Here is a 12385-nt window from a genome sequence, read left to right as displayed (position 1 = left end):
GGGGCATAAATAACTCACATGCAATGCTGCGGCCAACACTTCCTTAATGATAAACCCCGCGTTAAGATATCTTAATGTTAATTAAATATCAAGGCATATCGCCTAGTACATCAACGAAGCTTGCTTGCCGAGAAACCGATGTTTTGTTTTTAACTTTAAGTTTAATTAGTTCATTTTGTGGCTTTTTATGGTTGTTACTTGGGCTTTAAAAGGTCGTTTTGTTGTTCTAATTCTTTTATTTTTAAATCGCCCGGTTAAGGGCTGCCGGGATATTAACAAACTGAGGACACCTAAATTATTACTAACCAAAAAACTTAAAATTGTATTTGCCCCCGATGCAATCGTTTTCAGGCTAAACAAATTTACTTTGATATACAAAATTCTCACACTGTAAACTTTAACCTAAGTACTATAAAATGATCAGGGCTAAAGACTACTTCGTAAATGACTATTTTAATAATGGGAGTACAATTGGCGAAGATTCGCATTACGGACATGCTGTTGAACGTTTTGAAAGGAAAGACCATATGGGTATTAGTGAAATTGCCCGCAAGCTAAATGTTAGCCGGCGTACACTGTACGATTGGTTTGAAACGAAAAGATTTAGCTTAGATATTACTTGCCAGATAGGTTTTGTGATAGATCACGATTTTTCAAACGATTTTCCTGATGCATTTGCCAGGCGGACCAATTCTTTAAATGCAGATAACGGTTTTGAACGCCTGCTGGGTAAGGGGCAACCGCGCGATGCCACTTATTATTGGATGGATAAGTATATTACCCTGCCCGAAAAATTTAATGAGGTATTGAGCCAGGCGGGGAGAAATTGAAGATAAATTAAAGATAAATTAAGTTTGTTATTTTAAGGCCGTTGAGCAATATGAGCAAATCCAGGGCAAAAAAAATGAAGAGTTTCCTTTACTACGCAAAAAGGCAGAAGTGAATTTAATACAGCGGACAGGAAAATCAAACTCTAACGAATTGGAGCATGAACTAAGCGTGCATGAGATAGAGCTGCAAATGCAAAATGCGGAATTACTTGAAATACAGGAAAAACTCAACACTGCTCTTTTAGAATATTCGGAACTGTTTGAACTTTCGCCGGTTGGCTATTTTATTTTGGATAAGAATGGCATTATCGAAAAAGTAAATGTGCGGGCATCTATTCAATTGGGAATTGATAAAGAGCAGCTTATTAACAAACCATTTTCTACGTTTCTCCATACAGAACGCGATCAGGACAATTTCTACCGGCACATGAACATTGCCGTTGAAGAAGGGACATTGGGACGTATGGAATGTGAAATTAAAAAAAAGGATGGCGCTGTTTTTTTTGCGTTTATAAAGTCAAAGGTAATAAAGGACGAAAAACTCCGGTTCAAACATTTACTCTCTATGGTAACCGACATAACTAAACTAAAAGAACATGAACACCAGATTGAAATACAGTTGGCCAAAACTGAGGAACTTAGCATTATGAAATCCCGTTTTATTGGCATGGCTTCACATGAATTTCGGACGCCTTTGACTTCAATGTTGTCGAGTACGACGCTGATTGGACAATATGCGAAATTGGGAGAGACGGGGAAGATGGAAAGGTATTTGACACGTATCAAGTCGTCCATTAAAAACCTGGTAGTTATACTTGATGAATTTCTGTCTATTGAAAAACTGGAAAGCGAGAATGTGGAAATTCAAAGGGCAAATTTCGATCTTCCCGGGCTTTGCGAGGATATGATGGAGGAAGTGTCTGCAACAAAGAAAAAAGGCCAGCAAATTCACCACAGCCATACCGGAAACAACGAAATTAAAGAAGACCGAAAAATTATACAACATATATTGCTAAACCTGCTCTCGAATGCCTGCAAATATTCAGCGGAGGAAAAGGAAATAAAGCTGCTGACCACTGTAACGGATTATGATATTACGATAACCGTGGAAGACCAGGGCATTGGCATACCGGAAGCCGAACAAGCTAACATATTTGCAAGATTTTTCAGGGCTGGTAACACAGGAAACATCCAGGGTACAGGTTTGGGACTCAATATTGTAAAAAGATATGTTGAGCTATTGGATGGAAACATCGAATTTGTCTGCAAACAGAATGAAGGAACAACCTTCAGAATTCAACTTCCATTAAAGCAAAGCTTACCTGTCTGACTGAAAAATATCAAAGAAAATAAAATGATTGCTGCGCTGGCAAACGATGATATCCAAGCCGTACTTTGATTTAAGTTATAATCAGAAAAATTAAGTGATGATCTGCCGCGATAGGGATGGGCGTGGATACCGGCCCGTGTGTAACGCCTTGAAGGCGTATGAACAGACAGCCCGGGCCGCAGGCATCGCCCAATTCGGAAGATAAGTTTATTCAATTCAAGTCGTATAGCTTAATTTTGATTCGATCTTCCCAATCTGAAAAATTCAATAATTCACTAATTCAACAACTCAATAATTGAAGATTCCCTGATCACCAGCGTTGAGGGTAAAACTATCTCTTTATTGTTTTCAACAGCTTTGCCGGCCAAATGATCAAATAATAATTGTGCGGCCTTTTTGCCCATATCAAATGCGGGCTGCAAAATGGTTGTGAGTGGCGGGTTTAGGATGGGGGCGGTTATCTGGTTGGTAAAGCAAACCACTTTAACATCCCGTGGGATATTTAGCTTTAATTCATTGCAGGCCAGGTAGGTTGATGTAGCCAGGTGTTCTACCGTTGCGATAATGCCATCCGGCTTTTGAAGTGTAAGGTGTTCTTTTATTACTTCAACATTTTCGTTGTTATATTTATTTGAACAGGTAACCATGCCCGATTCCTTTGGCTGGATGCCCCGTTCGGCCAGCGCCTTTTTATAGCCTTGTTCCCTGGCCGATAGGATGGAGGGGTAACCTTTGATGGTAACGAGCGAGATGTTTTTACAACCTGCATCCAGCAAATGATTAGTGGCTGTGTATGCACTGTTCAGGTCGTCGGTAGTAATTTTTACCGAATTTAGGTCATCAAAAACCCGGTCGAAAAACACAATGGGCACGCCTGCCTGCTGCAGGGTTTTAATGTGGTCGGTATCTTCGGTATTACTGGCTACTGACATAATTACCCCATCAACCCGGCCGCTGGCAAGTTCGCCAAACATGTAGGCTTCGCGCTCGTAACTGTCATGGGTAAGGTAAATCAGTGTATGGTATTTTTTTATGGCTACTATGCTTTCAATACCGTTGATGGCCTGGCTAAAAAAGCTGTCGGCAATTTCGGGGATAATAATGGCAATAGTGTTGCTGGCTTTTTTACGGAGACTACTGGCATAGGGGTTGGGCACGTAATTGAGCTTACGGGCAGCTTCAATTACTTTCAGCTTTGTTTCGGGGCCGATGTCATGACTATCCCTAAGGGCTTTTGATACGGTGGCGATAGATACATTGAGCACTTTGGCCAGTGTCTTCATATCTACTTTGTCGCTTTTGGGGGTATCGGCCATAATGGTTAAATGCAAATTATCTGATATAATAAGGGTGCTAATTTAGTTAAACGTTTAAGCAAATAAATAATATGATTTTGCTAAATGTATAGTAGTAATTAAGCATGTTTGGATTTTATAGCCATAAGGAACTGTTTACCAATTACATTTCCTTTAATAAAATTATAAACTTATGAGCAAGTTAAAAGAAACACCTTGTCGGGATGTATTAGTAGCTATTGTGGTATTAAATAGTTTACTACAGCTGTATCATTGACATTTGATAAACGTAAACCATTGTCAGTCCATTTTATTTTATAGATTTGAGAATTGAACCGGGTATAACCTAATTCCCATTGCAAAAACAAACATGCTGAAGTATATTTCCATAGGCGATCTGATCGTATTTTTTACTTATTTCGTTTTGGTTTCCGTTTATGGTTACCTGGTTTATCGCCGTAAAAAAGCAGAAACTAATTCCAGTTCGCACAGCTTTTTCCTGGCCGAAGGGTCACTTACCTGGTGGGCTATAGGGGCATCCATTATCGCGTCCAATATCTCGGCCGAGCAATTTATAGGCATGAGCGGCGATGGTTTTTTTGCAGGCATTGCCGTAGCCGTTTACGAATGGCTGGGCGCAGCCACGCTGATTATTGTAGCGGTATTTTTTATGCCGGTATATATCAAAAATAAAATTTACACCATGCCGCAGTTCCTGAAAGACAGGTATAACAGCGGAGTGGCGCTGGTGATGTCTATATTTTGGCTGGCGTTGTACATATTTATCAACCTTACAGCCATTCTATACCTTGGTGCACTGGCTATTAACGGCCTGCTTGGCGGCGGGTATTTGCACGAGATTATGATTGGCTTGGCTATATTTGGAGTAATCATCGCCCTTGGTGGCATGCAGGTGGTTGGTTATACCGATGTGGTACAGGTTGCGGTGCTCATTATTGGCGGGCTTGCCATTACGTATTTATCGCTAACTATTGTAAGCGACAAATTTGGTTTCGGTCAAAACGCGCTTACCGGTTTAAAACTCATCCTGAAAGATTCGCCCGATCATTTCCACCTCATCTTTAAAAAGCCTGCTCATGGCGCGTCTGTTGAAACGATAAGTAAATACTTAATTCTGCCAGGCTTTGCCATGTACGCGGGTGGGCAATGGATAAGCAACCTAAACTATTGGGGCTGTAACCAATATATAACGCAACGTGCACTGGGAGCCAATTTGCATACAGCCCGTACGGGTATCCTGTTTGCCAGTTTGCTTAAAATCCTGATGCCGGTTATTGTAATGCTGCCGGGCATTGTAGCTTTTGTATTGTACAAACACGGCGATTTGCCAATGCTTGTTGGCGGCAAAAAGGACGGCGCTTACTCGGCTATATTATCCTTTTTGCCTTCGGGTTTAAAGGGCTTATCACTGGCTGTATTAACGGCGGCAATTGTGGCCTCTATTGCAGGTAAAGTAAACAGTATATCTACCATTTTTACGCTGGATGTTTATAAAAACTATATGAGCATCAAAGCTACCGAGCGTAATATGGTTTGGGTAGGCAGGATAGCGATTGTGTGCAGCCTTGTAATTGCCGTAGCCTTTACCTGGAATGATATGTTGGGTATCAGTGGCGAAGGCGGTTATACCTTTGTTCAAAAATACAGTAGCTTCGTGAGCCCGGGCGTGTTAGCAACATTCCTATTGGGTATGTTTTGGAAACGCACCACCGGCGAGGCTGCCATCATAGGCATCCTAACTGGCTTTGCGGCTTCGGTATTTTTCAACCAGTTTGCGGTTAAGGTATTCGGGTCCGAAACCTGGTTGTACTCGGCGTTTATAAACCCAGCCGGTGTTTACGAAATTCCCTTTTTCATATGCCTTGGCTGGTCGTTCCTGACAACTTTTGGGGTGATGGTTTTAGTAAGCTTATTTGGACCCGCGGTTAGTGCAAAATCTATCGAAGTTGATAAAGGTATGTTTAAATTGAAGTCGTCATCGATAGCGCTTATTGCGGTAATATTGTTGTTTCTGTCGGCTATTTACGTGCGGTTCTGGTAGTTAATAGGTATATAAGAGGGGCGCGAAAGACTGTATGTTATGATGAGATATTTATGAATTGGTGTGTGAAAAATCCAACATGACAGATTTTTATAGGCAAACCCGGCTGAGCATCGGGTGAACTTGACGAACTGGAAAGGCGAAGTACAGCAACTGGAACATTATAAGAAACCTGAGTTAAAGAATGAGAATAAAAAAGATCAAAAGCAAGCGCAGACCAAGAGGATGCGCCGGAAAAAAAGCAACGAAAAGGGCCTAAGATGAAATTATAAATAGCCGGTACCCGGCTGCGTTTTGCGCAACTGGCTAAGCGTCTGTATCCGGGGCGTTAAAACCCGCATCGTTGATTAAGGGCGGGCAGCATCGCTTGATCTGCCAAATATTGTAACTATGTAATTTTTTATGGGTATCAAGCAAACCATAGCGAATAACGCGAAGCAACCTATCACGCATCAGCTGTTGAAGTCCTGGCTGAAAGCGTATAAGCGGCCCAATGATAAGATCAACTCATTAAAATGGATCAAGCAAAATAATTGTGGGGGAGTAAAAAAAGTATTTGTTTTGGGGATAGGAATAACAAATACGAATACCCTTGACAGCAGCATACGAAACCCTTGTCCGTTTAATCTTACCTGAAGGTCTTTTAGAATATTTTGAACTTATGGATGTTCGCTCATCTGAGAGCGGGCAATTGAACATTTACCTGGAAGAAAAGAACCTTGCTCCATCAGGTTATGAGAAGCCACAACTGGAATCCAGGGGCTTCTTACCGGAAACGGCCATACAGGATTTTCCTATTCGTGGCCATAAAGTAGCGCTTTGTATCAAAAGACGCAGATGGGAAGTAAAAGCAAGTGGTGAGATCATTACAAGAGACTGGGATTTAGTAAGGAAGGGAGCGCGGATGACTACAGAATTCGGCACTTTTTTAAAAGGTATATTTGGATAATCATCCTATTAGCAGCCATTTGTTAGGCAAGTTATATGAGGTGGACGGCAAGCAGCTCGGTCAGCAATATAAAGATCACCTGAGTGATTTTCACAGCTGGGGTCAGAAATGGCATGCAGAGGAGTGGATGCTGTTTGCAGATAATATAGGCCCTTACCTGAGTATAGATGAAACCGCCTTAAGCAACGGAGAACTGTATACCATTGTTACCAATAAAGAAGCCAAAGGTGGTAAAAAGGCTATCGTAGCGATGATAAAAGGCACACAGGCCGAACAGATTATGGCTGTACTGGAGCGAGTACCTGTCCGTAAAAGGAATAAAGTTAAGGAAGTGACGATGGATATGGCTGCTAACATGATCAAGGCTATCCGCAGGTGCTTTTCTAATGCTGTGCGTGTTGTTGACCGGTTCCATGTACAAAAGCTGGCCTATGATGCTGCACAGGAAGCAAGGATCAAATATCGCTGGGAAGCATTAGAGCAAGAGAACAAAGCAATAGAGGACGCTAAAAAAAACAAGCAAAGCTATCAGCCTGAAGTATTTAGCAACGGGGATACTTTAAAACAATTACTGGCCAGAAGCAGGTATCTGCTATTTAAACACCCATCTAAGTGGACTGTATCACAGAAAGAAAGAGCTGATCTGTTGTTTCCAAGGTATCCCTTGCTGCTCAAAGCCTACAACCTGTCAGTCCGGCTGGGGCAGATTTTCACTATCTGTAAAGACAAGCAGCAGGCGTTTAAAAGACTGGCAATCTGGTATAATGATGTAGAAGATGCAGGAATTGAATCTTTTAAAACCGTTGCAAGATCTGTCAAATCGCATTATGAATCTATCCTAAACTTCTTCGATAACAGAAGTACCAACGCCTCGGCAGAATCTTTCAATGCTAAGCTCAAAGCTTTTAGAGCATCTTTAAGAGGTGTAAGAGATACTTCTTTCTTCTTATTCAGACTTGCTAAAATATATGCCTGACTTTTTTATCCCCCAACTTTTCGGATTGATCCGAAAGCATTGGCTCAAGGCAACCCTTGACACCGTTTATTTTACTTCCTCCTGTACAAAAAAAGTTACAAATAAAATGTACCAAATTAACAGATGACATCATCTTTTAACCTTTTAAATTTTAATCCTATTGTTTTTGAATAATAGTTGTCATAATTTTTGGTTTTGAACCTGTCCCTGGACAATGGCAATGCCGGAAAATTGATTCATGAGCCGGAAGCAGCTGGATGCCTTTATGCCAGGCTCTCATCTGATGAGGATAGGTTTTCCAGCGTTTCAAAATTTGATTTTTGTATGGTCTGAAAAGGATATTGCCGGGCAAAGCAAACGGCTCTGCCAGCCCGGCACCGGGAACCATAAGAATATGTTTGCCGGCTGCCTCTGGAATAGGAGCCCAATCTTTTCCATTAGATGAATGGTCTACAGAACGGCGGTCGTGCAATGGCCCAATCCGATAGCTTCCCGAGCATTAACACGAAAAATTTTTTCTTTTGCCAAGGTTAAAAGTTATGGCATCTGTAACCGCGTTATCGCCTGTTGCATAGTATGTACTTTCACTATTATCAACCATATCGGCAGGTTTCTGTATTCCGCCGCACGGATGTTGCGATACAGGAAAAATTGACGCTAAGTCTACAGATGGTAACACGGATATAACTGCAGTCCCAAAATGTCAGGCGGTGAAAAAAGCGAAAAACAACAGTGGGCTTCGAAACGAGGCCATTTGTTCCCACAACTGAAAACGCCAGGCCGCTCGAACTGAAAGAAAATATGTCGTTTTGTAAACCGATTGCACAATATGATTTGGAAGGGAACCTCATCAACCGCCGCCAGTATGAAGTTTTCATGAAGAGGATAAATAATTTTATTATGCCGATATTATTTTTTAATAGATTTATAACAATGATAATAAATAAACATTGAAGCATAAAAATGAAGAAGCTACGCGATAATTAGTATTCAAAAAATTGTTTTATTCCGAGTGCCCAAAACCACGGAATGATTTTATTGTACACACAAATATATACACGACCTAATACCTTTAAATCCTTATGTTAAGAACTTCTTGTTTGATAATAACATGCTTATTTACCTTTAATGGTGCCGCCTTCTCACAGAGTAAAAACATTTTAAACGTTAACCCTTATACCGGGACAGCAACTGCTAACATACCAATTTATACTGTGGCCAGTGGTGATGTAAGCATACCAGTCTATCTTACTTATAATACGGTTGGTGTAAAAATTAAAGATGGAGAAAATAATGCAGGTATGAGTTGGCAATTGGTTGCGGGGGGACAAATTACAAGAACCTTACGCGGCTTACCCGACGATTGCAAGAAAGACCTGGCGGGCAATGCGCGCTTAGGTTGGCTATACAATACTGACGGCACAAAAATAAATAGCTTTTCGATTGCTAACGACAATACCAAAACGTGTTCACTCGAAACGCAGGATATAACTTATATCAATACTAATTTTGGTGATTTATCAGATACTGAACCGGATCTTTTTAATGTCAGTGCCCCAGGTTTGTCTTGCCAGTTTGTTTTTGATAGCAATCACAATATCAAGACAATCCCTTACAAGGATGTAAAAATAACATACACAACCGATGCTAATGGTTTGATTAATACTATTAGTGTGCTAGATAACAAGGGCATAACCTATCTTTTTTCTGTCACTGAAACAGTTACCAGGCAAACTAATAGCACCTATACGGTTAATTTTTTCAAAACAGCTTATAATCAGTATAAGAATGGCATAAATTACAATCTGAAGTGGTCATTAACCAGTATGTCGGACGTAAACGGTAATCAGGTTACGTTAAATTACACTGCACCGAGTCAATCTTCGGTAACATCAACCCCAGTGAGCTTGAATTTAGGAGCAGCGAACAGCACAACTACAAGGGCCTTTCAATATTCTATTACGGAGTCACATACCAACACCGGGTTGGTTTCAGAAATTCTTGATGCCGGTTATAATACACTTTCATTTACTTATGCCAATAATACGAATGGCAACAATTATAACATTTCAAATATTCAAGGATTTGGCCGAAATATAAATTTTCGTTATACATATTTTGTCGGCAGCGGTAATATAGTGATAAGGAATTTCCTGGCCTCAGTTTCTGAATCTTCTTGCGACTATCCTATGGGATACAAGTTTGGGTATTATGGAAATCAAACTACAATTTTGCCCGACACCAGCACCAAACAGGTAGATTATTGGGGCTATTATAGCAATAGTCAGGCGAATACCACGCTGTTGCCATCTGTGAATATTAACCCCTCAAATAGCTCTTATCCAAGATATCAGAACTCCGCCTCGGGAACAGTTGGAAGCGATTATTCCATATCCCTTACGGGAGCAGCCCGGGCTGCAGACCCGGCAAACGTTATGGCCGGAACTTTAAATTCGATTACATATTCTGGCGGTGGTACTACTTCGATAGTTTATGAGTCGAATGATTATCTGGATGCACCATCAAACACGGTTGTAAAAGGCGGAGGTATAAGGATTAAACAAATTACTGATTATGATGGGCTTAGTACTGCAAATAACATTGTTAAAAATTACAGCTATACAGATCCGGCGACGAATATATCGACAGGCAGGCCTTTGACTTTGCCCTTATATTCGTTTGCAATACCCTATACAGGCACAGGCACAAATGCCGTTTTGTGGAATTATTCAACAGCGAGGTCTGAGACCGATTTATCCGCAGAAGACGAATCGATTGTTTATAACAAAGTCAAGATGAGTCAAACAGGATTAGGCAGCACGCTGTACGAATACTTGTCACCTGTCAATTATTGGACGATAAGCGCAAGCCCTGACTGGACATCAACAATAAATGATATAGCACGAACAAATTGCGCCAATGCTGATTTTACCAAAAATGATATTTATTCATACCCATTTGCTCCCAATACGAATTACGATTTTGAGCGGGGCCGTCTAAGTAAAGTAACAGAATTTAATGACGGCGGACAGGAAGTTGCCGAAACAGCATACAGCTATATTCGAACGGCATCGCCGACAATTATTACAGCATTGAGATTCGATAATAATCTCTCAAGTGTAGCTTATGCGAAGTATAATATTTATACATCATGTGACGAACTAATCGCCTCAACGACAAAAAAAGTTTTTGATTCAAACACACAGGCACAAAGTCAGGCTTCAACCACCACTTATGCATATTCAAGCACGCAACATAAATTAGTTACTCAAATAAGTTCGACCAATAGCGACGGAAGTATAAATACGCAAAACATCAGCTATATTAAAGACTATACAATTCCCGGCACAACAGATGCGAATCTTTTAGCCATAAAAAACCTTCAGGCACTTAATATAAATGTCCCTGTCGAAAAGATATTTAATGTACAACGCAATGGCGTAGTAAAAACCATTGGTGCAGAACTGATAAAGTTTAATAGTTTTATTCCGTCTACAGCTACGTTATATCTGCCAAACCAAAAGCTTTCATTTGTTGCAGTAGATGGCGTTACAAATTTTGCATCATTGGCCGTGAGTTCCGGTACCACTGTATACGATTCGCGGTATACACCCACTCAAAATTACGTTTGGTATGACGCCGCAGGGAATTTAACCAGTGTTAACGATAATAATAAGCATTTCAAAACCGTAATAACCAACCGTTTTTCGAACCAGCCAACATTAATGGCCGACCATGTTAATTATAATGAGATGGCTTATAATGACTTTGAAAATTCGACAAATGGAAATATTTTCAGTGTTACCGGAGCGGCCACCATCACATCGAGCCGAACCGGCCTATATGCCCTGGGCTTACAATCTAGCGGCTCATTAAGTAGTACCATCATCCGTAATCAACAGACAAAAAACTATGTGTTTTCTTGTTGGTTAAACTCCGCGAGTACAGGAACTATAACCTTAGCGATAACAAGTGGTGGAACGACGGTCAATTACCCGATGACTTTTATTAACTCATCCGGGGCATGGGTCTATCGTGAGATGAGGATACCGACAGGAAGCTTAGCCGCAAGTTTTTCTGTTAGCTTTTCAAGCAATGCGGCTATAAGCATTGATGATGTTTTATTTTATCCGGAAATCGCACAGGTAACTACGTATGCCTACGATAATGTCACGCATTTCAAGACCGCAGAAACGAATACTGATGGCGTTTCTAACTATTATAAATACGACCAATATGGACGGCTACTTTTTAAATATGATCAGGACAAACAAATTGTTCAAAGCAAGTCTTATATACGGAAAAGCGACTTATCGACAGTAATAGTCCAGCCTTCATTTTCAGTTACCGGCGGCCTGTATCAACCTGATCCATTCATATTTACCAATAACACAACAATTAATGGTTGTTTCGTGGTTGACGATTTGATTTATTCATGGGATTTTGGTGATGGAACAACGGCAACAGGCACCAATGCCATCCATACTTTTTCGGCAGCCGGCACTTATACCGTTACCCTGACAGCTTCATCCGTAAGGTATGGTCAGTTTACCTCGACTTACAACGTCTCGGTTGCAACGGGATCCACGCCTGTTAAAATAGTGTATTCCAATAATTCCAACGGCGGATCAATAACAAACATCAGCTTTTACAAAGGTTCATATCTTATTTATTCATTCAGCACTGCCACATTATCGGCAGGAACAGCAAAGGTTGTTCCGGACTTATACACAATAAAAGTTTCAACATCTGGCACATCCAGCACCCTTAAAAGTTTTACTTATCAGCTTGGCTCTGCTTTTACATGCTATCCAAATTCTGCAACAAATCCCATTTTTACGTTTACAGGTGATATGCGAAACACAACGGCATCAACAGTTGCTTTTGTAATAGACTTTGCGACCTGCGGCTTGTAAGGCGATTTGTAGAAGACTTCTTAATTA

Annotated in this window: 8 protein-coding genes; 6 read left to right on the top strand and 2 right to left on the bottom strand. The window is 40.7% G+C overall.

Annotated features, from left to right (window positions below; all coding sequences use genetic code 11):
* The first annotated feature begins 416 nt into the window (after positions 1–416).
* On the top strand, positions 417–830 hold the full coding sequence (locus tag PQ469_RS14430; RefSeq protein WP_274213593.1) for a helix-turn-helix domain-containing protein: 414 nt from the start codon (positions 417–419) through the stop codon (positions 828–830).
* A gap of 109 nt (positions 831–939) precedes the next feature.
* Complete coding sequence (locus tag PQ469_RS14425) at positions 940–2160, top strand: PAS domain-containing sensor histidine kinase (RefSeq protein ID WP_274213592.1); 1221 nt, start codon at positions 940–942, stop codon at positions 2158–2160.
* Between the two features lie 275 nt (positions 2161–2435).
* On the opposite strand, the gene PQ469_RS14420 is transcribed toward PQ469_RS14425, so the two are convergent.
* Positions 2436–3476: a LacI family DNA-binding transcriptional regulator gene (locus tag PQ469_RS14420; RefSeq protein WP_274213591.1), complete on the bottom strand. Its 1041-nt coding sequence runs from the start codon at positions 3474–3476 to the stop codon at positions 2436–2438.
* Positions 3477–3825: 349 nt separating this feature from the next.
* On the opposite strand from PQ469_RS14420, the gene PQ469_RS14415 reads away from it, so the two are divergent.
* The 3 genes from PQ469_RS14415 (at position 3826) to PQ469_RS14405 (ending at position 7442) form a co-directional block, all read left to right on the top strand.
* The gene (locus PQ469_RS14415) at positions 3826–5517 is read left to right on the top strand and encodes a sodium:solute symporter family transporter (RefSeq protein WP_274213590.1); all 1692 of its coding nucleotides are present in this window, start codon (positions 3826–3828) and stop codon (positions 5515–5517) included.
* A 661-nt stretch (positions 5518–6178) separates the two neighbouring features.
* A complete protein-coding gene (locus PQ469_RS14410; RefSeq protein WP_274210413.1) occupies positions 6179–6466 on the top strand; it encodes an ISAon1 family transposase N-terminal region protein in 288 nt (95 codons plus the stop codon).
* Positions 6459–7442, top strand: coding sequence for an ISAon1 family transposase (locus PQ469_RS14405; protein WP_274210414.1), 984 nt, complete (start codon positions 6459–6461; stop codon positions 7440–7442). Before PQ469_RS14410 ends, PQ469_RS14405 begins: the two co-directional genes overlap by 8 nt.
* A gap of 157 nt (positions 7443–7599) precedes the next feature.
* Here PQ469_RS14405 and PQ469_RS14400 read toward each other — a convergent pair whose 3' ends face one another.
* A complete protein-coding gene (locus PQ469_RS14400; protein WP_274213589.1) occupies positions 7600–7914 on the bottom strand; it encodes a hypothetical protein in 315 nt (104 codons plus the stop codon).
* Positions 7915–8542: 628 nt separating this feature from the next.
* Between PQ469_RS14400 and PQ469_RS14395 the strand changes: the two genes are divergently transcribed.
* A complete protein-coding gene (locus PQ469_RS14395) occupies positions 8543–12358 on the top strand; it encodes a PKD domain-containing protein (protein WP_274213588.1) in 3816 nt (1271 codons plus the stop codon).
* The last annotated feature ends 27 nt before the right edge of the window (positions 12359–12385 follow it).

This window comes from Mucilaginibacter sp. KACC 22773, from assembly GCF_028736215.1.
Classification (GTDB): domain Bacteria; phylum Bacteroidota; class Bacteroidia; order Sphingobacteriales; family Sphingobacteriaceae; genus Mucilaginibacter.
The sequence above is the reverse complement of the archived record's forward strand: the minus strand, read 5'-3'. Positions and strand labels throughout refer to the sequence as shown.